We start from the raw sequence: 21,699 nt of genomic DNA on the forward strand, positions 1-21,699 counted from the left end.
TTGGCCTACCCCTGATTCAGTTATGGTCAGGACGCCCACAATCAGCCTCGGCTTCCCTTTTCTCGATCTTCAAAATACAACCTTAAGCACTAAAACACAGCTATCGAGACAAATTCCTAGATTTTAAATTCACGTCTTGAGCGAATGAGACATCAAGCCCGAATTTCCTCAAGATCAGCAACCGTGACTTGCCATTTATTCAACCCCTGATGATGACCGCCTCCAATCGTTCCGTCGGCGATCGGCGCGATGCGGCGAACCCCGCAAAAAAGCCGATTGCAACCGTGTTCCACGCCACGAACGAATATAGCCCGGCTTGCACTGAGCCGCGCCGCAGCATGAGAAACAGCACGGGTAGGACAATCGCCACGAGAAGGTACGCGAGGTAATGCCAGTCTGAGACTGCCAACATCGTCAATGTGAGAATTGCGGCCCACCAGATCACGACGACAGCGCATGTCCAGAACTGCGTAAGTTTAGAAAGCGCTTGCCGACCGCGAGGCCGGGCGAGGATTGCCCGAGAAACTTGGCCGACGCCGTTCGCGTAGCCAGATAGAAATCGAGCCCGCAGGAGCTTATAGCTTTCGGACGTATGCCCATAATGCACGACGGCAGGAACATCGAGCCGGGTGAGTTTCCAGCCATCCGCAATCAATCGCGAAGCGAGCTCAAATTCTTCGAATGATTTCAAATTTCGGTCTGCGAAATACCCGCTCTGCTTTACCGCGGAGACGCGGTAAAGCCCCCCACAATCGAGACGATCGATCAGACGAGGGTAATAAGCGCATCTCCTTTCCGCATTGATTTTCCGTGTGCGGAATTCGTGGTTCTCGACATTCGCCTCTTCGACACGGCCCCCGACCCCGGCGAAATCCGAATGCGTCTCCAAAAATGGTATCGCACGCGGCAGGAATGAAGGGTCGATCTCCATATCGCCGTCGAGAAGGTAGAAGAACTCTCCGCGGGCGAACATATACGCGAGTTGGGCACCAGCGCCGCACGAGCGTTCGGCTGGATTCGCCAATTGGACGATCTTTACGTCGTACCGCAACGCAATCTCCAGCGTACCGTCCGTGGATCCGCTATCAGCGATCAAGACTTCACCACCGTACAGAGCGGCTGCCTCAAGCGCAGTTTCGATCGCCCGCCCGATCCGGGCGGCCTCATTAAAAACTTTAATCCCGATTGTGAGCTTCATTGCCAGTTCCGCATCGAAGGACTCTTTCGGACGAACGTTACCCATTCCTCGGGCGAAAACCGACGTTAAGACACAAGATCCTCATAGAGTGACATGGTTTTATCGAATGAAAGTGCTGCCGCGATACGTCTTGATCGCAAAGCCATATCCTCATAATATTCACGATCGAAAGACAATCGGTCAATCGAGCGGGCTAAGCCACGCGCATCGTCGAGATCAACTGAAATGCCGCAGTGTCGACCGATTTCGTCAGTGATAAATTCCAATTGAACTGGAATATTCGAAACGACAAGCGGCAACCCAAGTTTGGCCGCTTCGATGAGTGCAAGGCTATGGCCTTCGAAGCGACTCATCTGCACGAAGACATCGGCCGCCGCGAGCACGCGAAGTGCATCTTTGCGGCCCATGAGTCCGAGAAATTTTACCCGATCCGTTACACCGAGGCGGTCAGCCAGTGAACGCAGTCTCGTCTCCTCAGATCCATGCCCTATGATGCTCACAATCACGTTTGGCATGTACAACGCCGCTTTGATCAAGACGTCGTAATTCTTTTGCGCTGAGAGGCGGCCGAGGCTTATAACGCGAAAGGGGGCATCACCCCCGATGCGCGGTTGCCTCATCCGGGACAATTCCGAAAGATGCTGCTCGATCGCGGGAGAAAGCGCGTTGCTGATGACCCGCTGCTTTGATCGCAGCCAGCCCCGCTTCAAGTGATACGACGTCGCGACCGTCTTCGAGACACTGACCGACGCCGAGACATTCGGCAGCATAGATGCATATCGATCAAGCCAGTTCATAGGCCATTTCAACGTATTCGCAGGTGTATGATGTGATGTGATAGCTCGAATGCGCCTGTAGGAAAGCAAAGCCGCCACGGGCACCAATAGGTTTGCGGCAGGCATCGCCGTCACGACACAATCTGGCGTATCCTTCCTCAAGAGCAGAACAAGATCTCTGATCAAACAGAGAAGACGGAGTGTCGATCGTGGCTTCTCAGAGACCACGTGGTGCCAAGCGACGTGTTCATCGCCAGCCATCGATGTGTCGGCACTCGGCCAAAGCGCGATGAGACGTGTCCGAAATCCCTTAGCCGCCAATCCAGCTGCCAGATCGCTCCACAGCTCGCCGACACCACCGGATGAGGAATGGTTGGCAAAGAAGTACACGGTCGGCTGCGACCGTATCGAGGCTTTCGGTACGGAACGCTGGATCGGCTCCGTCAACGTCACCGCAGCGCACATCCCAATCCGTCTCATTGATTGTCACCTAGCCCGGCACTTGGGCATGGGCCCGGTTCTTCTGCGCGTCGTCCACAGTCAATATTCGGCCATGAATAAAGTATTTTATCATTTCAGTGCCACTGATTCACGATAGATCGGCTCGTCTGACGTTCTGGTCAAAAGATAAAATAGTGCGACGGGATTGGACCATAGATACCGGAAAAGCAATCGTCTCGGCTCTTGATATATCCTGTATAGCCATTCCAGACCGATATCCTGCATCCATAGTGGCGCTCGCCGAACATCCTCCGCGATGTGATCGAAGAGCCCGCCGCAGGTTCTGATCCAGGCCAAACCGCCCAATTTCTTCTGCCAGGAGCAGGCAATCTCTTCTTGCATCGGACTGCCTAGACCGAGCCATAAGACCTGCGCTCCGGTGCTCAGTATCTCAGAACAGATCTCATCCTCGTCGGCGCGATTAAAATATCCGTCGCGGCATCCCACCACCTGCAGATCCGGAAAAATCAGCTTCAACTTCTGCGATGCCCGCAAAGCAACCTCAGGCTTTCCGCCGAGGAAGTAAAAACGTATGCACTTTTGGGATGCTAGATCGGCGCAGTCGTGGATGAGATCAGTCGTCGCTACCCGCTCGGGCAGCGGCCTTCGACAAAACAAGCGCGACGCAAAGACCAGCGATGCACCATCGGCATCGACGATTGAGGCTTTCGAAATAAGTCTTCGGAAAGTCTTATCAAGATGAAATCTGGCAATTACCGATCCATTGGATGCAACGATTATTCTGGGCTCAACAAGATGCCCCAAAGATGCCAAACGGCAATCCTCATCCATGCGCCGTGCCAGTTGTTTGCGCGATAGCAGTGCGGTGGGAATCCCGCCGACACGGATCAGGGACGTTTGCGGGCTCGACTCATCAAATAGCGCACCGTAAACCGGCCGTGGCTGGAGAGTGTTGTCGTCACGAGGGCCAGAGACTTTACCCTCTGGCCGCACAACCCCGACCACGCGGTGCCGCCACTGAACAGCACCTGTCCATTCGAAGTATGTCGACAGCCGGCCAAAATGCGACATCTCTACATCCCTCCTATATCATACGGGTGTAGGGCCAACACGGCATCTTAACAGTTCGTTAACCTATATCCAGCCGCGTCACGGAACGCAATACCGAATTCGACGCACAGGAATAGCGGTTTCGAGGCGCGCTTCCGCATCTATGGCAAGTGTCGATTGAATCGGTGGGAACCGCTTCAAATTCAGGCTCGAAAATAGCGGTCTTGCCCATGAAAGCAGCAAGCCAATACAATCCGAACAGCACCAGTGGCCGCATTGCCGGCACTGGACCGCTCGGCTGACGAGAAAAATCAACGGCCCCTCGGACGAGAAACCGTTTTCACCTCATCGAGCATGGCTGGAAAAATTCACGCATAGAATTTGCCCCTTTGACGCTGAAGGCAGAGCAATTGAGCCCCTCTGGCCGAGGCACAGGTCCACTGCACGACCTGCGTTGAAGCTTGCTTTCGACGACTGGAACGGCGCGATGCGACTCCACCCATTCATCAGGCTCGGGCGAATCTCATCGAAAACCTGCGGAGGGCGGGCCCTCCCCAATCCAACGCGGTTAGAAAGCGATATCTACTTTCCCATCTTTTGAGCTATCGCGACGATTAGGTCTTAATTTTGCGGACCGCTCTTAGGAAGATCTCGCATCATCAAAGCAGCGATAAATATTGCTTAGGATTTTATCGATCAAAATCATTTATCAACATGTTGCTCGTTTCTGCGTCGACGTCGAATTGCAATCCGGGAGACATTTGTAAATCGATCTTTTTACTACCAGAAGCCGCGCCCGCTGTCAGTATATCCGACTTGTAAATGCAAATTAACGCTATTGCCAAGCGCAGCGAGAGTCGATATAGAGCATTCAGATACGATGCTTAGGTCGTGCACTGAGTTCAGGCAGCAGCCATGAATTTAAGAGCGGGCTGCCTGTTAGCGTGCGCCGCAGACCCTTGCCTTAGCGAGGTCTGCGGACGCGTCGAGTAGCAAAGTCATTCGTACGGAATTTCAGAACTGCAAAAGCGCCGAGCTGCAGACTTCAACCGACGAAAGTCAATGCGTCTTTGTCGTGAGAGAACACGCGAGACCGTGTGGTGCAAGATCGAGAATCGCAATCACACAATAACGCAATAAAACTAATCTTAAAACAATATTAGATATTTCTATTACTGTGAAGGGTGCAGTGTTTGCGCAAAACTTTTTTCTATAGTCCCAATCAAGGAGGAGGAAATAAAGTCGGAGATTCGCATCCGGCACGCCGCTTTTACTCAATCGATTATTTGGAATAGATCGAGGAGGCTTAAGCGATGAGTTCTGCTGAAAACGGGTTGCTTGTGACCTCAGATCCTGGAGCTCGAGCGGGAGCTGACCACACATCCAATATTCGGCACGGCGCACATGTCGCAATCGATATGGCTGTTGCGGCAGCTGCCATCCTCCTTCTTATGCCACTCTTCATGTTGATCGCCGTTTTGGTATCACTCGACAGTCCTGGACCTATCTTATTCAGGCAAGAACGCACCGGATTGAATGGCCGTAAGTTCAATATATATAAGTTTCGTACGATGTACGTCCAAGAAAACGGGCCCATCGTCCTACAAGCGAGTCGCAGCGACGCCCGGGTAACTCGAATTGGGAAGTTTTTGAGGCGCAGCAGTCTCGATGAACTCCCGCAGTTGTTAAATGTTATCAAGTGTCAAATGGCAATCGTCGGTCCCAGGCCACACGCAGTTTCCCACGATATCTATTACAGTAAAATAATACCAAATTACAATTCTCGGTTTCATGTGCGCCCTGGCATCACAGGCTGGGCACAGATTAACGGATCACGAGGCGCAACGCCCTGTGCTACGGATATGGAAAAGCGCGTTGCTCTTGATCTTTGGTATGTCTCAAATGCCAGCCTTATGCTTGATCTCAAAATTGTTCTGAAAACAGTCCTAATGTGCCTTGTATTCAAATTAGATGCTTACTGAGAGCACAATCATTACGCGAGCGATATATTTCGGATGGCATCCAAAAGCTGACCGGATGCTATCTTTGTTGGGATTGTCTACACCCATTGGCGCCTCTGCGTCATGAAATCCGAGAGCTTCGAGCGGGGTGTTCACGATGCAGAGGACGGTCGCTGTTACCGGAGCCGGCGGATATATTGGTTCTGTCCTCGTCGCACAGCTTCTCAAAAGTGGCTACCGCGTTCGCGCAATCGACGCGTTCTTTTTTGGGCATCAGTCGTTGCGTTGCCTTCGTGATCATTCCGCTTTGGAGATTTTACAATGTGACATCCGCCACTTTCCGCCAGAAGTTTTCGATCATTGCGATTTTGTGGTCGATATGGCTGCATTGTCGAATGATCCGTCTGGCGACCTTGATTTAGAACTCACGCGATCGATCAATGAGCGAGGGCGAATAGCGTCGGTGGTTCTTGCTGAACGGTCCGGGGTCAAACGCTATATCTTCGCAAGTTCCTGCGCAGTCTATGGTGAACATATTGGAAGCGACGTCGATGAGGAATTCGCGCTTCGGCCGCTCACACTCTATGCAGAGACATGTGCAAGAGCCGAAGAAGCCGTATTGAGTCGTAATAGCTCGGTTTTTTCCACCGTATCCTTGCGTAACGGCACCGTCTTCGGCCTGTCGCCGCGGATGCGCTTCGACTTAGTCGTCAACAAGATGGCTCTTGATGCTTATGAGCTTGGCCGTATCAGTATAGCGGGAAATGGCGCACAATGGCGGCCTCTCATCCACGTCGATGACGTCGCGCGAGCTATTTTGTTTGCCCTGGATGCGCCCGATGCGGCCATTGCCGGTCAAGTGTTCAACATAGGTTATGAGAACCTGCAGATCTCAGAAATAGCTTATCAGGTCTGGTTAGCAAGCAAGTCTGCGCCCGCCGTCTCCTTCGTGGACGTCGGTGAGGATCGTCGAAACTATCGTGTCAGTTTTGCCAAAGCTGAAGAGCGGCTCGCATTTCGGGCACATCGGTCGATCGGGAGCGCCGTGTCGGATATCCAGGAGGCGCTCCGGGATGGGCGTGCCGGTAATGCACTGTGTTGCCATACGGTCGAATGGTATCGTTCCCTGTTGGCGGCGAAGGGCACCGGTCTTGGATTCGCAAATCGGCATGTTAGCGGAAAGACAGGTTTAGTCGGATCAGCGGGCCCAAACCGAACGCGCGTTTCGGCGCGCTGATGCGATCAGAGGCGGCCTGGAATCAACTGCTCAGGAGCCACTTTCCCGAGCCAAATCCTTATGGTTAGAAACGTCATTTGCTCGAGCGCGGCCACGGGTCATCAGTGCCTGATGCCAAAGCGTTTCGAATGAACAGCCTTAGAGTCAGAGACTAGGTAGGGGACTCATTCAGGTCCATGCGATGACACAGGAAACGAGCGCGACGGCGGCGAGATAGTTGCAGGCCAAGCGATCGTAACGGGTCGCGACGCGCCGCCAGTTTTTGAGGTGACCAAACAGCCGCTCGATCCGATTGCGCCGCCGGTAGGCGATCCGGCTATGCTTATAGGGTACCGTCCGGGTGGCCGTGGACGGGATGGTGGCGATCACCCGGTGGTTCTTCAGCCAATCCCTCAAGCTCTGCGCGTCGTAGGCTTTGTCGGCGATCAGACGCTTGGGCGGCACCACAGCGCACAGCAGGGGCAGCGCCATGGTGATGTCGGCCACGTTGCCGGGCGTCAGGGCGAACGCGACCGGTCGGCCACGATCATCGGCCAAGCAATGGATTTTACTCGTGAACCCGCCCCACGAGCGGCCGATCGCTTGGCTCCAGGCCCCCCTTTTCCGCCGGCAGCCGAGCGGTGGGCCTTCACGTGGGAGGCGTCGAGCATCAACTCATCTGGCACGGGGCCTGTGGCTGCGATTTTGGCAAACAGCCGCTGCCAGATCCCGCGCTGACACCATCTGTTGTAGCGGTTGTAGACCGTCGTGTGCGGACCGTAAGCGGAGGGCGTGTCCTGCCAGCGGCAGCCGACCTTCAGCACGTGCAGAATGCCGCTGATCACCCGTCTGTCGTCGACCCGGGGCTTGCCCGGTTGGCCGTGCGGTAGGTGCGGCTCGATCCGCCCCCAGGCTTCATCGGAGAGCCAGAACAACCGTGCCATCGCGATCCTCCTGCGCCGGAAACCCCAATCGAAGGAAGAAAACGCGAGTAACAGCAATTGGTTGTATGAGTTTCCTACCTGGGGTGTGGACTCGATCAGTACCAGAAGGCGATGATGGCGGCCAGAGCGAGGGCCGAGGCGCACTTGCGGGCGAATTTGTCGTAGCGGGTGGCGATGCGGCGGAAGTCTTTGAGGCGGTTGAAGGTCGCCTCGATCCGCCAGCGCTCCCGATAGCGGGGCCCGTCATGGCGGATCCTCCGCTTGCGGCCTCGCTTACCCGGGATGACCGGCGTGATTTGGCTCTTGCGCAGGTCAGCGCGCAGCCAGTCGGCATCGGAGCCCTTGTCGACGGCCAGACGCTGGATCCGGCCACGCGCTTCGGCCAAGACCGTCGAAGCGGTGGTCACGTCGCTGGCGTTGCCGGGTGTCAGCAGCAGGACGCCAGGGCGACCCAGGACATCGGTGAGAGCGTGGATCTTGGTCGTCTGGCCGCCGCGCAACGGGCGGATAGCCTGCGCCGTCGCCCCCTCTGCCGCCATGGGCCAAGCGGTGGGCCCGGACGTAGCTGCTGTCGAGGGCGGCTGCATCGCCTGCCCATCCGGCCGTGGCATGCGCGGCGAGCATGGCTTTCCAGAAGCCGCGCCGCGACCAGCGGTTGAAGCGGTTGAAGCGGTTGAAGCGGTTGAAGCGCTTGAAGCGCTTGAAGCGGTTGTAGACCGTGGTAGGCGGCCGGGCAATAGCGCCAACGACAGCCCGATGTCAGCATGTGTAGGATCCCCGAGATGATCTGCCGGTAGTCCTTCCGCTCGGGTCCGGGCTGATCCTTGGGCATGAACGGGTCGATCACCGCCCACTACTTATCCGAAAGTCAGAACAGGTCCGCCATCGCCACCTCCAGGCCGCAAAACGGCCGCCTGGAATCACAAAACGACAAACCCTGCAAAGCCTTGGTTCGATTCACACCGTAAAGCGGGCGAACAGTGTCCTGCAGATGAGGGCTTAGGCGAGCGTCGGCAAGGCGAGATGGATATCAGCGCGTTGCGCGTAGCCAATACTCAGTCGGCGGACGGGGGCGAGCCAGGCCACAGTTCGCTCCACGCTCCAGCGATGGCCTCCGAAATGCTGGCTGCTCTCGATGCCCCGCCGAGCGATCCATGGTGTGATGCCGCGGGTCCAACCCTCGCGGCGGCGGCAAAGATGATCGTAGCCCTTGTCTGCCCGCAGTTCGTTTGGTGTGCCTCGCGGGCGCCCACGCCATCCGGTGCGCACGCACGGCGCCGCGTCGAGGGTCGCACCCAGCATTCGGCTGTCGTGACAGCAGGCACCGGTGAAGGTCAGGCCAAGCGGCATACCCCTGGCATTCACGACGAGGTGGCTCTTCAGACATTGCTCCCACAGTCGGTCGAGTTCGGGCCCGACGCTCAGCCCTTTTTTTGCCGGCAGGTTGGCACTGTCGAGGGCTGCGCGCGCCCAGTCGAGCGCAGCGGCATCCTGAAGCTGCTCCAGCATCGCGCGGTGCAGAGCCGTCCAGATCCCAGCCACTTGCCACGCGCCCAGCCGCCGCCGCCAACTCGTCTTGCCGCTGCAGCCCACCTCAGAACGCTGCAGACGCTTCCCCTGCTTGCCGTCGCACAGGACGCGGATGCTGCCCGACAGCGCCGCCCAATCCGAGACGCGCGGCCTCCTACCTTGCGGCATCTCAGGCTTGGTTGACAGAGGCGGCTCGACCTCAACCCAAAGATCGTCGGGTATAGGAGTATCCGTACGCGCCCAACCCGCTCACCGCGGTTTTGTCTCGCGCTTTCACGCTCTTGGCCGTCGAGTCGCCGTCTATGGAATTATAACTGACGCGATGTCCTATTTATTCTGACGTATTCAATAAATAATGGCCAGGATAGAAAAAATTTTGCATCGATTTCGAATCACGCTGGAGTCTTACGGGTTGAATTGACAATCGGACGGGCTATGGCTAGCAATTGATGCCGCCGCTCAATCATCAACACATAGCTTTGATCATTTTGCTCACTTGGTCTGCGGGGAGCGGGCCGACAGCGTTTAATTCGGATTGATGTTCAGCAACAATCCGACCAAGTTGGGATTGTTTGACGAAAGTTTTAAAAGATTTCCGCATTCGCGTGTATCAGCCTAGGAAACCAATAATAGTCGTCTCCCTTTTCCAAATCGGTCACCGCCAAGATCGCATTTCTTGAATCACGAGCGAGCCAAAGCGACGCCATACCACTATTGATCTGTGAGCATTTATCGGAGCAATAACTGGAGATATGTGATATACCACCAAATATATGATGCTCGCGCAGAGCAGCAGCCCCGACGCAACGCATAGAGCCGCAATGATCAAACCATCGACGGCCCGAGTCAATCGAGACCTTGATCCGTGCGTGCTGCGCTGAAATTCAAGAGCGGGCTGAGCTTGGCGCAAATCCGTACACTCTATTGTTCAGGCGTTGGTTAATTACGCATATCTAATCCTCGTTGTCGATACCGGGCCGACGGAAATTTTTAGTCGACCGAGATCAGTCGAGTTTTCGCCTTTCTGCATGTCCCGCCGCTTGACTTAGCGCTTCAGCTGCTTTGACTTGCCTAAACGATTGTCAAAGCAGATGGTATTCTTCCCGCCCGCAAGATTTTGAGGAAAGTCCCACGTCCGTGAGCACGAAGCGCTTAAAGTCAACGGAAAGGCTGGCTGGCGCGCGAATGGACGATGTTGTTCAATTGCGAGCCAGCTCGCCAGAAGTGCCTTGTCGGTCGGCTCACCCGACGGCGTTGCGGATTGATCGCAGCGGCGCCCCGCGGATGAAGAATTTATCGGCATCTGGTGGCGCCGAGCGTCTCAGCTCCACTTGGAGTCTCCTTCGACGGCGGCGACGCCCCAGTCATATGAACATCCAACCCACCCTGTGATACATAGCGGTCCGAGCGTGAACTGTGTCATCTGCGTGGCCGTTCGAGGTACGTCTCTGGCTGCCTACGCTCACCGAAAATCGATCTCCGCTCTGTTGTCATCGCTGACACCGGCGCACGGTACACCGGTATCGCACATTCAGTCCTGACATCCCTGGCAGATGGATCGAACAGATTGCCGAATGAGGACCTCCGCCTGACGATCTCGCTTTGCGATCTCGGCATTGCTGACTTGCCGTTGCGTGGCTTGGACACGCCTTCGCGAAACTGCCGAGTTCCGCTCGCTTGTTGACGCGGCACCCGCGAAGGCCGTCAGGCCTTCCCTCGCGGCCACGGATGTAACGTGCATTCGATCATGTGTGCGATGAGCGAGGACGGTTATCGGGTCAACGCCATTGCCGCTCTGACGTGGACGGGGCGCCTCGACCAGTCCATCGTCATCGAGCTCAGACACCGGCCCGGGATCCGCGGACAGCATCGGAGCGCTGGAATCCGAAACCGTCAAGCTCAGACATCCACCCAAACCTGCGCTCAGACAGATCGTAAGACTGAAAGAGGCGATGCGCCATAGCTTCGATGCCATTTCGGGCCCTCGTAAACGGGATCTAGCCGAAGCAAGATTGCTCGTTGAGCGATCTCCAGTATAGGTAGTACGGCGGTGATACGCTTGCCGAATCAGGGTACGAGAGGCTGATCGAAATGTCAGATTCTTGGAAATCTACTGCTTTCGTATGAACGTGCAAATCAAAACGGATGCCGACGTTTTGGCACGCAAATGGCTCTCAAGGGAGATGCGACTAAGGCGCGGGCTAACATGGACCATCTTCTCAACAGGTGCCTTATATGTTCGATGCATTGAACTGAGGCGCCCTCGGTGTCGCTTGACGTGAAATAGATTCCAATTGTTTCGGCATCGCGTGCTGACGGTTGGTTACCTTCCTGTCCCCAGCAAAGGGGTCTTCAGCTCAATTAACGAGGTGCATTAGCGATGGATGAATTTGAATATCACATTGTGCTAAGTTTCTTATCAATACGATCCTTTCAGTAAATGCAATAAGCCATGCCGATTTAGAAGGATCGGCACCCGCCGAATAAGCATATAGGTTTAATTCATTCTGAGCTTTTTCCTGCACCAGCATCCGATCATCGATTGATTTCAGAATGACATTGCGCACATCTTGAGGCGTCGATCACTTAATCGAATAAAATACCATCGAAGGCGCGAAAATGGGAATTAGTTAGATGTCAGGAGATCTCAACAACATGAGACATCAATTATTGCCTGTCAGCATCAAAGGTGAAGCGGGGCCTTCAACGCGGAGCTTCCGCAATGAGATTTACTTCAATTTCGCTGTTTAAAAGCGGAGTGATTTCACTCTCATCGGATGGAAATAGATCCATGCGGACAGTTTCACTCAGTGTCGTCGACGGCAGTTCGAAATCATCTGGTCATGATAGCCTCGTGTCGATCGCTTTTCTTGCACTTTGCGTAATGGTCGTTAGTGCACCAATTACCCAGGACGGGATGAGCGCGGGCACCACATCAATGACCGAGGGAAATCCCATCCGACAACTAGCATATGCTTTTATATTATTATCTACGATGGTCGGAGCTGGCATTCATCGCGATTTTCGAGGCTTGTCCGCACTTGCAGCAGACATTCGCGTTGTATTGGCGTACTGTTGGCTGAGTATCGTCTGGGCTATCGATCCGTCAATCGCGACCCGCCGTTTGGCCTTGACGACGATTGTGGCTCTTTCAGTTGCTATCGCTGTCAAGTCGCTAGGTGCCGCAAAGACTATTTCGCACGTCCGTATTGTATTAATGCTGGTAATCCTGGCAAGCTACGCGACTGTCTTGCTCGTCCCGAACATTGGCATTCATCAGCCCGAGGCGGGTCGGGATGCTGCTCTCATTGGTGATTGGCGTGGCATCTATCCCGAGAAAAATTTCATGGGTGCAATCTGCGCGATAACCGTGATCATTCTGTATTTTCGGGAGACAAAGCGTCTGCGCGTTTTGAATTGGATCTTTATCATAGCTGCATTCACATTTTTGATCAAAACAGGATCCAAGACTTCTACCGCACTCGTTTTACTGGCTCTCCTTTTGGGCCACGCGTTTCGCGCCACCAATCATAGGGATTGGCCGCTTGCTTTCGCAGTTGCAATGACGGGCACGTTTTGTGTAGTGGTCATCCTGCTGTGGTATGGAGAATTGTTATTAGAACCTCTAGATCGAGATGACACATTGACTGGTCGTTCACAAATTTGGAGAGTATTGATAGCTTATATCTCAGATCATTGGCGATTTGGTGCCGGATATGGATCTTTCTGGTACATTGGATCCGCAAGCCCAGTTTATGATTACGCGAAAGGAGGAAGCTGGTTCGAAATTGCCTCTCAGGGGCATAATGGCTATTTAGATATCGCGTCGCAGATAGGCCTTCCAGGGCTGGCGATTACCTTATATTTCCTCATCGTCAAGCCCGTTGCGAAACTTTTGAGCCATTCGGAATCTAATAACAAAGCAGGCGCTTTTTACATGGCTTCATTTGTCTTTTTGGCGGGCCACAATTTCACAGAATCCACACTGCTCGCCCGGGACCACATTCTTCAGTTTCTGATTGTCGTTGTCATCTCTATGATGAACACGGTTAATTATGAGTGCGCGCAACATCGATATGGTACTTCCACTGAGAAAGTCAGCTTTATTTGTTAGAATCATTACTTAGGCAAAAAATGGTGTAAATCGGAAAAATTACATCGGCTAATCGAGTATTAATTCCACGGCGCGCCTTGAGTTAGTCTACTTGTAGAGAGCGACTAGCCTTGATATGATTTTATGACGCGTATTAGATCCAATATACCATAGTCAAACTCGTCTCTCTACACTGACGACCAGCGTGGCCTGTATCGAGGTGTCTTGGCTTGATGACCCCAAGTTGGACCCAAGTGAAGCTAAAAAGCGTTCCCGAAAGCGTCGCAAGCACCATCGAACCTAGCGCTTCCTTCGCATCTGACCTGTCTCGAGCGGCGGCAGCTCATACGTTCGAACCAACACCGAGCGCGCTTTCGCTCATTTGGAGCCGACAGGAGCTGGCGCGCAACACATGTCCGCGCCTAGCCCATTACGGGGATCGGGAGAGTCAGGTCACTCGCCTCGGGTAGTCCGCCACCGAGAAAAACCGCTTCGGCGAGTTCGTTTCAGAGAGTAGTTTTGGCTTTCCTCTCCGTCACGCCCTGATCAGACGTTTCGCCTCTAAAGTGGAAGGACCTGACCCATGATTTTTCGTTTGAGTTTCTTTGTGCTGAGATACGCTCACGATTATCGAATTTATCCAGCTAAAACTTTGAAATTCTAATGCGTTCCGATAAATCCATATGATAGATCTGATCATAATACAATTTCGCAAACTTACTTTCCTTGAATTCCCTTCACCGCGATTACGTTGACTATTTCATCAGTATCGACATAACGCGCGTCATGTCCACTGAATTGAGTACTCGGCACGGCCATTGTACGAATTTGCGCTTTCGTGCCTTTTGCTTATAATATTTCGCTGTAAGCGCAGTCCGTTCGGAAGGCATCATGGCGGCGATGGCGACAGAAGCTGTGAATGTGCTCCTTGCTGGATCGTTGGCGATAGCCCCGGGACTTTTATTCGTTGCCCTGCTGGCTGAGGTAATTCCGATACGATTGAGAGTCTTAGCAGCTTTCGTGCTATCTCCCGGACTTTTGTCTCTAGAGCTCCCGATTGCAATATCAGTCGGATTAGACTTCAAGCAATTTTCCTACTTAGCATGCTTATTGAACGTATTCGTAGCTACAATTCTTCTTTTTTACTGTCGCCCGAGACTCAGCCCCCGTGGCATCGGATACCCTGCGCTTTTAGCTTGCGCGTTGACGATCCCGATCATCGTCACCGTTCTGAGTCAGACATTCCGAACGGATTACGGTTGGCATAACATGATGCAGGTTGCGGCTATACAGCAACTCAATCGGCTACCTCGATTGCCCGAAGAGTTCGAGATGGCGGGCTTTCGGCTAAATTATGGCTGGGTTGGATGGGCGCAGCTAGGGGCCATTTCTAATCTAATCCAAATTTCACCGACAAGGCTTTTTCTACCGGTAAACATACTCCATTTCATATCGATGTTTGTCTTACTCGTCGAATGTTCAGTATTATTTCTTGGACGGCGTCGCGCCCCGCTGATCATAGCCGCAAGCACTGCAGTGGCACTTCTAGCTGCAGGTCTGCCTGATATTATACTAGGCATATTTAGAAGAGAGTATCATGCATTGGGAGACGCGCGAATAACGCCGATGATGGAAAAGATACAGAATATGGACACGATGGTCTTCGGGCTGTCTTCATTTGCCTTGATGGTCTTTGCCGTATTGGCCTATCTAGAGTTCAAGAGGCTTTCATTTCTCATCCTCGCGACTCTATCTTCTTTAGCAAGCTGTTTGGTCTATCCTTTGTTTCTGCCCTCGTGCATGGCCGTTTTCGCTGCGTTGATTGCCTATGAAATTCTGCAACAGATCCGTGGTATGAAATCGTTCGATAGGTGGGCTTTTATAAGGATTTGCCTTATTAATTTACTTTGGATCGCGAGTTTTGGCTTGGTTGTTCTATATGGTCTCTTTCTGGGACGAGATTCTGAAGTCCCTCCGTTCAGCGTCATGCAGCTTCGTGACTTTCCCCTTCAATTCGTCAGATGGGGATGGATCTATTGTGCGATTGACTCAATATTGCTTTTGATGGTAATATTTCGACGAAAAAGGCTGTCTTGGTCGCAATCATTCTTCATCGTTGTGTCATTTGGCCTGCAATTTGCCTACGTTGTAATCGCGGTTCGCGACGGCGTCGGATATAAATTTCTCTTCACAGCTTTATTATTTTCGGCACCTGTGGTCGCAGCTGAAATTTCACGGTGGGCGGGCATCGGATCGCGGTCATTTGTCCTCGCGGGCGTCTTGATCGTTCTGTTTTTGTCGTGCGTTGTCTACGAATTTCCTCGCTGGACCAATCCCGATTTGCGCTTCGCGAACCCCTTGAACATTTATGCGTTGGAAGTCGCGCCTGAACCCAATGAGATGCCATCCTGGCTCCAGGTGGTCCGCGAGAAAGCTCCGCCGGATGCCGTGCTTTTTACTGCGCCCGACGAGCGACCTCTCGCGGTGTTTTCCGGGCGTGCCCTATACGTGTGTGGTGATGTTCCGGTTCCGACGTCTCGCGCCGGATACTCGATGAATTGCACCCGTGAACTCACGTCTGTGAAAGGCTACTCTCCGAAGAAGGTGGCTGACAGAATGGAGCTTCTAACTCTTGCACTCAAAAAGGAGATCAGCGAATCTGAGGCGGAGACGTTGATGAAAGCGTTTCGAGCGTTAGACCGGCCGATGATTTTCCATACAAGCGGTTTTTCAGGATTTACGCGATGGCTCAGGGAGAAAGAAGTTGGACGACCAATTTTCGTTTCCGAGACGGACGTCGTCTGGTCGGTCGACAAAGCTCGCGCCGGCTCCGATCCCGCTGACAGTTCGGCCTCCTATAGCCACGGGCCAACATGAATTGAGCCGGTGCGTATGAGCGCGAAATTTGAACCGCCGCCTCGGGAGCCATCGAACGGCTGCGGCTTCGGATCGCCTGCAGTTCGAGGCCCGGAAAGTGGAGGGCCTGCCGGCAAGGCTGCATGGTCAACAAGGCCTCTAAGCCCGCATTCCACTTCCGCCAGCCGGGAACATGTGAGCGCCCCGCAAGGAGGATCGATGGCCCGCTCCTGTTCGGCCGCTCGTTCGGAGCTGGAAGGAGTCGACGTCCTTTGAGGAGCAGGGCTACGCAATCCGCTCCGGCATCGGCATGGGCGGATCTTGATCGTGCAGAGATCAGTACCTGTCGCCCGGGCTCACACCATCACTCGTTTCGAGATCGTCGCCAAAACTGGGAGCGCTCCCGCCCTGTCGGTTGGGAGCGTTCGTGGGAGCCGGACGAAGGGGCGCCGTCCTCGCTACTGTGGGTCGCATAGCTGCAGGCCGCCCCGGTGGACCTGCCCTGCCTGCCGGACCTCCAGGCCCGGCAGGCCCTCGTGGGCCAGCAGGCCCCGGCGGGCCAGCGGGTCCCGGTGGGCCCATGGGACCCGGCGGGCCGGCGGATCCTGGCGGCCCGCTCGGCCCTGGTGGCCCGGGAGGGCCGATGATGGCCGTTCTGGATGTTGCTGTTCCGCTAAACTCGGACGGCTTGGTGCCGTCCATCCTGTCGCCCTGTTCGACCCTGTTACTGTGGCCGGTCGCGGCAGCGGCCCCGGGCGGTCCTGGAGGTCCCGCTGGTCCTTGCTCGCCGCAATTGGCCACCACGATCTTACGCTCTTGTCGCGTCGTGCGCAGGGTCGCGATGCACGTCGCTGGATGATAGATCACGCGGAATTCAAAATATCCCCGATGGTCGATCTGACGGGAAAAACGGCCATCTAGACTGATATCAGCCTCTTTCTCGTCGGAATAGCCTATAATCCAAAGTTCTCCGCCAGTTATTTTGGCGTCCGCCACTCCGATATCGGCAATCGCTTCCGATATCGGCGCGAAATAAATTATTGTTGATGAAATAAGTACGAGAAGTTTCCCGTTGGTAGCCATAGCTGATTCCATGATACCCGGGCAACCAATATATTCACGGATCGATTTTGGGCAATGATCGCGCCCGAATTCGTGTGATCGCAATGCGTCTAGAATATATACCTGATATTGAGTCGCTCACAAGCGCACATTCCCGATAAAGCCAGACGATGAATTTTCGGCCACATCCGGTGCCATTGGGGAGATTTTACCACTAACAAATATTGCCATGTACTGGGTAAAGATCGCATATGCCTGTCGCGCGGGCAGGCCTCGACTCCGAGGACGACACGGTCTCCATCGGCGAGGGCGGGCGAAAACAATCTCGGGATCAAGGCGTCGTGCTCGTCCGCTGCCGCCGGTTGTGCAAAATCGATCTGGCCCTTCCCGAGCAGAAACGCGGCGCGGCGGCACTTTAGATCTCGGGTCATCGCCGCCTCGATATCAGGGCGGCTGCCCCCCAACGCGGCTCGCTTGAAATGACGACGTTGCTCTTCACGAATGCCAACCAGCGCCTCTTCAAGCTAAGGGAGAAAGAACAAGAGCGTGCTGGGGTGCGCAAACGCCGTCACTCTTTGACGCCATCCTGCGCGCAACTGATCGTCGGGATCACACCGCTGACGATGACGAGCCTCGTGCACAGCGCCAACGCCATCATCTCGAACCTGACGGCGCTGGCCTGACGCACACGCGTCCTCACGGCGAACGCCGCGGAGCAGCGCATCATCTAAGCCGATCTCGACCCCGAGCAGATCCTGTGCATCCCATCTGCTGCCACTCGCGCGATGGCGGCTGTCCTCTGTCAGCGCCCCCTCAGAACGCATTCGACAAGTCCGTCGCGCTCCGCGCGAAGGTCGCCCAGCTCCGGAAGGAGGTCGCCGTCACCTGGTGCGAGACGGTCACGGCCAAGGCCGTGACCGCGCAGAAGCATCAGAATACTGTCCGCGAGACTGTGCAGCACCGCGTCAGCGGCCTCATTGCGGTCCTCGATAAAATGCCGGTCTTTCTGGCTGACTGGCGAGCATCCATCCTCATACGTGATGCGTCCCTTTGCGAGGACCAGGTCGAGCGCGACGACCGCGTCCAAGGCCGGCGCGGAAATCCGCGACCCCGGCGCCGGGGCGGGTGTACGGCGTCCGGGTCTTTGCGGCCTGAATGGCGAGGTCGTCGAAGGCCAGCTTGCTTTCGACGCCGGCGGGCTGCGGCACGGCGAATAGGTGAGCCAGGGCCCGTTTGGTAATGTTCTACACCGCACGCTGGATTGCCAGCAGGGCGGCGATGGTGGCCGGATCACCAAGTTCCATGCACCAACCGATGTCGGCGGCTGCCCCAGCACCCTCTCGCTGACGCCCGGCAACGTCCGCAACGTGACAATCGCCGTGGCGGCACTGGCCGCGGCGGCAAGCCGGATGAGAGGCCCGGCCCTCGGCTCGGGCCACGATACCGTCTGGCTGTGCGCTGACCAACGCAAGAGCAGGATCACGCCAGACATTCCGGGTGCGCGCTGCCGCATGCGGACGGTCCGGCACGATGGGCCCTGTTCCCGCGAATGCTTGAGGCCCCCTTCAGCCGAATCAGGGGCCGCCGCCGCATCGCAGCCCGCTCCGACAAGCTCGCCCACAAGAACGCCTCGGCCGTCGCTCCGACTGCCGACATCGCCTTCTGAGGCCCATCGCGACCAGCCTCTAACGGGACCGAGGTCCGTTTAACCGACGGTTCGCCGCGTTGACTGGGATCACCTCGTAGTGCCAGGCGGCCCCGGCGGCAGCCTCGCCGTCGCCGCCTGACCGCTTCAGGATGTCTCGGTCGACCGTGAGGTCGAAGCGCGGATCGCGGCCGTCCTCGAGTGCGAGCGTCGCCCGGGCGCCCCGCGCAGGCGCATCACCATTTCCGCACGAGGGGCGCGGGGGCGGGGGCCGGCGGCGCGCCGAACACGTAGCGGAAGCCCACCGAGACGATGTCGGCGCTGGAATCCACCACCCCCGCGAAGGCGATGTTGCCGACGTTGTAGTCGCGGCCGAGGCCCGCCAGGATCCGCGACCGGTCCAGGAAGAAGTGCGAATAGGCGAGGTTCAGCGTCAGCTGCCGGCTCCAGCGGTAGCTGGCGCCCACCGAGGCGATGTAGCGGTCCCCGTCCGGCAGCCGCACCGAGCGGTTCCGGAAGTCGATCGGTGATGTCTCGTAGGCGAAGCCCGTGCGCAGCGTCAGGTTCGGCGAGGCGTCGTACTCGGCGCCGATCGCGTAGGTGAACCCGTCCTTGTAGTTGAGCGGCAGGGTGTTCACCGGCAGGCCGAGGGTCTTCGAGACGATCCCGATGGTCCCGAGCCTCGACCAGTTGTCCCACTCGAAGCCGAGGTTCACCCGCGCCACCGGCGAGACCGCCTGGGTCAGGCCGACGCTCAGTTTGTCGGGGGTGTTCAGCCTCGCCCGGACCTGGCCGGCGAGCGGGGCCAGGGCGAGCAGCGGCACGCCGATCGAGCCGTCGATGTCGTGGTGCACCGAGGAGCGGTAGCCGATGCCCAGCACGGTCCCGTCGCGGGGCGTCAGCGTGGCGCCCGCGGTGAAGCCCACCCCCCAGGATTCCCCCTTGAGGAAGGAGCTCGGATAGGCGGTCGGCAGAAGGCCCGGGACCGGCAGCGCCTGCCGCAGGGTCAGGCGGAAATACTCGATGTTCGGCCCGGCCGCGATCGACAGCCATTCGTTGACCTTGAAGCCGATCACCGGGTTGATCGCCAGGGAGAAGATCCGCGACGAGCGTCCGTAGACCTCCCCGGCCCAGACCTGGTTGGGCTTGGTCACGAGCCCGAAGGGCGCGCCGGTCGAGAGGCCGAGCCACAGGCGGTCGTTCAGCTGGTACGAGGTCGCGCCCGCCGGCACGAGGGCGCCCTGACCGAGCTCGCCCGAGCCGCCCAGCCGCGCGAAGCCCGGATTGGTGCCCGGCGCCGGGCGGATCTCCGAGGACAGGCCGATATAGGTGAAGTTCTGCTCCGCGACGAAACCCGGGTTCATCGTGATGGTCGCGGGGTTCCAGAACATCGACGACACGCCGCCCGATCCCGAGGCCGCGCCCGCAAACGCCAGCCCCTGCGCCTGCGTGCTCTGCTCACGCAGACCGAACGCCCCAGCCTGAACCTCGGCAATCGTGGCGAAAGACGCACAGAGTGACGCCGTTCCGGCCGCCACCAGAAACCGAAATCTCATCCCCATCCTCCCCAAGATTTACCGCGCATCCACTTCCGGTTTCCGGCGGATGTCATGTTTTCTGAATTCTGTGCCGCCAGAACCATCGGCGACACCGACACTTTGCGCGGCCGCCACTGTCACGATACTGCCGGTACGCGCAGGCATTACCCCTTCCCAATAGGTCAGGACGCTGCCGAAAGCGGCAAGAAAATGCAAGCGCGAAGCGGTGCGCTGATGAACTCCGGCGTCCGGCCGGCGCAGGGAAGGCGCTGGTGTGACAAATCGGTTTCACGCCGCGAGGCGGAGGCGCTGGATGGCGAGCGGCGGACCGCGTCGAGGACGCCGATGGGCCGCCTTGTACGGCACAGGGCTTCGGGTGCGGCGGCGCGAATACAAAGCTTCGCCGAGAGTCACAGCGGCCCTCGCGGCATCGTCTGAACCGCTTGCGACCGGCTGACGCTTTGGGATAGAGGCTAACCTATACGTTAATCCTGGCCCGGTCGATCATGCACGCTCCGCGAGAGAGCGAGGCCGGTGAAGGGAGGGGAAGGTGGGAACCCAGCAGGGCATAAGGAAATGGGCCGGCGAAGCCGACGCTCAGGGTCCGCGCCATCGACGGACGCTTTGCGACGACGCTCCGGAGACGCTTCCGGCGATGGGCGATCGAGATCCGCACGACCCTGCCCAAGACCGGGGTCGGCAGGCTGTCGGAGACGGAGCGCGTGGAGGACGAGCGCCGGCGGGCCGATGCGGGGCCCATCAACATCCGAGTATCGGCACGACGTTGACCGCTCGCGCGCACCGGGAATACGGTGAATTCTCCGAAGAGAAGGTCACCTGTGTCCGATACGCTGTACACCGTGACCCAGCTCGCCAAGGACCTGGGGGTGACGGCGAGAACGGTCCGCTTCTACGAGGACAAGGGTCTCCTGACGCCTCAGCGGGCCGGGAACACGCGGGTCTATACGCATCGCGACCGGGCGCGACTGATCCTGATCCTGCGCGGCAAGCGGCTCGGGTTCTCACTGCGCGAGATCAAGGAATATCTCGACCTCTACGACGCCGATCCGACCCAGCAGGAACAGCTGCGCGCCCTGCTGAAGCGGATCCAGACCCGGATCGGCAGCCTCGTCGATCAGGAGCAAGCCCTCGTCGAGACGCTGGCCGAGCTGCGCGCCATCGAGCAGCAGGCCCAGGACGCCCTCGCGGCTCTGGCCTCATCCGAGGCGCCGGCGAAATCACGCCGCGCCCGCTAGGGCATACCGCGTCGTCAGGGCGACCGGTTCCGCGGGCCGAGGCCGCGCGGCCGGAATCGGCCCGCGCGTCTCACAATCGCCTTCCCCGTTCTCGTGCGTGCTCCCACGCCGG

At 56.8% G+C, this 21,699-nt stretch carries 14 protein-coding genes and 2 pseudogenes; 7 read left to right on the forward strand and 9 right to left on the reverse strand.

The genetic code is table 11. The features are described from left to right. Positions 1-199: 199 nt before the first annotated feature. From P9K36_RS19150 to P9K36_RS19160, 3 genes are all read right to left on the reverse strand, one after another. Positions 200-1,198, reverse strand: coding sequence for a glycosyltransferase family 2 protein (locus tag P9K36_RS19150; RefSeq protein ID WP_278305765.1), 999 nt, complete (start codon positions 1,196-1,198; stop codon positions 200-202). 65 nt (positions 1,199-1,263) lie between these two features. Further along, positions 1,264-2,427 carry a glycosyltransferase gene (locus P9K36_RS19155; protein ID WP_278305766.1) on the reverse strand — a complete coding sequence of 388 codons (1,164 nt, stop codon included), beginning with the start codon at positions 2,425-2,427 and terminating at the stop codon, positions 1,264-1,266. 117 nt (positions 2,428-2,544) lie between these two features. Next, positions 2,545-3,507 (reverse strand): WecB/TagA/CpsF family glycosyltransferase, encoded by a 963-nt coding sequence (locus tag P9K36_RS19160; protein ID WP_278305767.1) that lies wholly within the window; start codon positions 3,505-3,507, stop codon positions 2,545-2,547. A gap of 1,292 nt (positions 3,508-4,799) precedes the next feature. Here P9K36_RS19160 and P9K36_RS19165 point away from each other — a divergent pair. Continuing rightward, a complete protein-coding gene (locus P9K36_RS19165; RefSeq protein WP_278305768.1) occupies positions 4,800-5,468 on the forward strand; it encodes a sugar transferase in 669 nt (222 codons plus the stop codon). A gap of 136 nt (positions 5,469-5,604) precedes the next feature. Then, positions 5,605-6,684 carry an SDR family oxidoreductase gene (locus P9K36_RS19170; RefSeq protein WP_278305769.1) on the forward strand — a complete coding sequence of 360 codons (1,080 nt, stop codon included), beginning with the start codon at positions 5,605-5,607 and terminating at the stop codon, positions 6,682-6,684. A 168-nt stretch (positions 6,685-6,852) separates the two neighbouring features. Here the strand turns inward: P9K36_RS19170 and P9K36_RS31045 are convergent. From P9K36_RS31045 to P9K36_RS19185, 4 genes and pseudogenes are all read right to left on the reverse strand, one after another. Beyond that, positions 6,853-7,278 (reverse strand): annotated as a pseudogene (locus tag P9K36_RS31045) (IS5 family transposase); the annotation flags it as partial. Then, positions 7,182-7,607, reverse strand: coding sequence for an IS5 family transposase (locus tag P9K36_RS31050; protein WP_347568041.1), 426 nt, complete (start codon positions 7,605-7,607; stop codon positions 7,182-7,184). The pseudogene P9K36_RS31045 and the gene P9K36_RS31050, both read right to left, overlap by 97 nt. A 95-nt stretch (positions 7,608-7,702) precedes the next feature. Beyond that, positions 7,703-8,439, reverse strand: a pseudogene (locus tag P9K36_RS19180) (IS5 family transposase). 167 nt (positions 8,440-8,606) lie between these two features. Further along, on the reverse strand, positions 8,607-9,359 hold the full coding sequence (locus P9K36_RS19185) for an IS5 family transposase (protein ID WP_278307306.1): 753 nt from the start codon (positions 9,357-9,359) through the stop codon (positions 8,607-8,609). Positions 9,360-11,991: 2,632 nt separating this feature from the next. Here P9K36_RS19185 and P9K36_RS19190 point away from each other — a divergent pair. The 4 genes from P9K36_RS19190 (at position 11,992) to P9K36_RS19205 (ending at position 17,831) form a co-directional block, all read left to right on the forward strand. Further along, positions 11,992-13,251, forward strand: a complete 1,260-nt coding sequence (locus P9K36_RS19190; protein WP_278305771.1) for an O-antigen ligase family protein — start codon at positions 11,992-11,994, stop codon at positions 13,249-13,251. A gap of 870 nt (positions 13,252-14,121) precedes the next feature. Further along, positions 14,122-16,107, forward strand: coding sequence for a hypothetical protein (locus P9K36_RS19195; protein ID WP_278305772.1), 1,986 nt, complete (start codon positions 14,122-14,124; stop codon positions 16,105-16,107). 470 nt (positions 16,108-16,577) lie between these two features. After that, positions 16,578-16,733: a hypothetical protein gene (locus P9K36_RS19200; RefSeq protein ID WP_215490494.1), complete on the forward strand. Its 156-nt coding sequence runs from the start codon at positions 16,578-16,580 to the stop codon at positions 16,731-16,733. Positions 16,734-17,627: 894 nt separating this feature from the next. Beyond that, on the forward strand, positions 17,628-17,831 hold the full coding sequence (locus P9K36_RS19205; protein WP_278305773.1) for a hypothetical protein: 204 nt from the start codon (positions 17,628-17,630) through the stop codon (positions 17,829-17,831). Positions 17,832-17,950: 119 nt separating this feature from the next. Here the strand turns inward: P9K36_RS19205 and P9K36_RS19210 are convergent, their stop codons facing one another. Then, entirely contained in the window at positions 17,951-18,235 is a 285-nt protein-coding gene (locus P9K36_RS19210) for a hypothetical protein (RefSeq protein WP_278305774.1), read from the reverse strand. A 794-nt stretch (positions 18,236-19,029) separates the two neighbouring features. Continuing rightward, entirely contained in the window at positions 19,030-20,349 is a 1,320-nt protein-coding gene (locus P9K36_RS19215; RefSeq protein WP_278305775.1) for an outer membrane protein transport protein, read from the reverse strand. Positions 20,350-21,170: 821 nt separating this feature from the next. Here P9K36_RS19215 and P9K36_RS19220 point away from each other — a divergent pair. After that, positions 21,171-21,587, forward strand: a complete 417-nt coding sequence (locus P9K36_RS19220; RefSeq protein ID WP_078947327.1) for a MerR family DNA-binding transcriptional regulator — start codon at positions 21,171-21,173, stop codon at positions 21,585-21,587. Positions 21,588-21,699: the final 112 nt, after the last annotated feature.

It is taken from the genome of Methylobacterium sp. 391_Methyba4, assembly GCF_029691625.1.
GTDB classification, from domain to species: Bacteria; Pseudomonadota; Alphaproteobacteria; order Rhizobiales; family Beijerinckiaceae; genus Methylobacterium; species Methylobacterium fujisawaense.

What these genes read in the sequence shown, in the direction of transcription:
- P9K36_RS19150 (WP_278305765.1), bottom strand. Translation starts at nt 1,198, where the DNA reads ATGAAGCTCACAATCGGGATTAAAGTTTTTAATGAGGCCGCCCGGATC.
- P9K36_RS19160 (WP_278305767.1), bottom strand. Translation starts at nt 3,507, where the DNA reads ATGTCGCATTTTGGCCGGCTGTCGACATACTTCGAATGGACAGGTGCT.
- P9K36_RS19165 (WP_278305768.1), top strand. Translation starts at nt 4,800, where the DNA reads ATGAGTTCTGCTGAAAACGGGTTGCTTGTGACCTCAGATCCTGGAGCT.
- P9K36_RS19170 (WP_278305769.1), top strand. Translation starts at nt 5,605, where the DNA reads ATGCAGAGGACGGTCGCTGTTACCGGAGCCGGCGGATATATTGGTTCT.
- P9K36_RS31050 (WP_347568041.1), bottom strand. Translation starts at nt 7,607, where the DNA reads ATGGCACGGTTGTTCTGGCTCTCCGATGAAGCCTGGGGGCGGATCGAG.
- P9K36_RS19195 (WP_278305772.1), top strand. Translation starts at nt 14,122, where the DNA reads ATGGCGGCGATGGCGACAGAAGCTGTGAATGTGCTCCTTGCTGGATCG.
- P9K36_RS19205 (WP_278305773.1), top strand. Translation starts at nt 17,628, where the DNA reads ATGACGACGTTGCTCTTCACGAATGCCAACCAGCGCCTCTTCAAGCTA.
- P9K36_RS19215 (WP_278305775.1), bottom strand. Translation starts at nt 20,349, where the DNA reads ATGAGATTTCGGTTTCTGGTGGCGGCCGGAACGGCGTCACTCTGTGCG.